At 71.3% G+C, this 1,080-nt stretch carries 1 protein-coding gene; it reads right to left on the minus strand.

Annotated features, from left to right (window positions below; all coding sequences use genetic code 11):
- Nucleotides 1–1,080, minus strand: a 1,080-nt coding sequence (locus ACIRS4_RS38785; protein WP_404205066.1) for an AMP-binding protein, incomplete at both ends; no start/stop codon positions are given.

Genomic DNA, 1,080 nt, shown 5'->3' on the forward strand with positions numbered 1-1,080 from the left:
GGCCGGAACGGGTCGGCCACGAACCGGTCCGAAGTCGTCGCCGCGCGGCCGATGTAGCCGCGGGCCAGCTGCGGACCCGACAGGTACAGCTCACCGACGACGCCACCGGGGACCGGGCGCAACATGGAATCCAGGACATAGCCCGACATTCCGGCATTCGGGGTGCCGATGGTCGGGGTCTCGAACTCGGCGATGGGGGCGACCACCGCCTCGACGGTGGTCTCGGTCGGGCCGTAGCAGTTGTACACCGCGGTCCCGCCGCGTCCGCTGCTGGCGCTGAGGGCCAGCTCGCGAAGTCGCGCCCACAGGGCGGCGTCGATGGCCTCGCCGCCCAGTGCCAGCACCGGCAGTTCGCGATCCACCAGTCCGGCGGCATTGAGCTGCGCGAACATCGACGGCGTGGTGTCGATCATGTCGATGTCGCTGGCGATCATGCCCGCGCACAACCGGTGCGCGTCGCGCATCTCCACGGCGTCGAACAGGTGGATGGCCTGCCCGGCCAGCAGGCCGACCATGGGCTGCCAGGAGGCGTCGAAGCTCAGCGACCAGGCGTGCGCGATGCGCAGCGGGCGGCCCAGCCGCGCCATGGCGGGGCCGTAGACGCGGTCGCGGTGATCGGCGAAGTAGGCCATGAGCGCGGCCTGGGTTCCGGCGACGCCCTTGGGTTCACCGGTCGAGCCGGAGGTGAAGATGAGGTACGCGAGCTGATCCGAATGGCGGACGACCGGCGGGGTCGCGACATGCTCGCCCGAAAGTCCCTGCGCGACAGGGGAATCGTCCAGCACCAGCACGGAACCAGCCAGCACTGTGCCCTCGGGATCGAGGTCAGCGCGGGTGGCGGCATCGGTGACCACCAGCGCCGGGTTCGCCTGCCGCAGGATCGACTCGATGCGGGACGCGGGCAGGGTGGTGTCCACCGGCACATACGCGCCACCCGCAGCGAACGCGGCCAGCAGCGCGATGATCGATCGCGGCGAGCGCGGCATGACCAGCGCGACCACGCTTTCCGCGCCGACACCGCGCCCGGCGAACTCGACCGCCTGCCGAGCGGCCAGCTCCCGCAGCTCCCGGTAGGTCAGC

Source organism: Streptomyces sp. NPDC101166 (assembly GCF_044768125.1).
Taxonomy (GTDB): domain Bacteria; phylum Actinomycetota; class Actinomycetes; order Streptomycetales; family Streptomycetaceae; genus Streptomyces.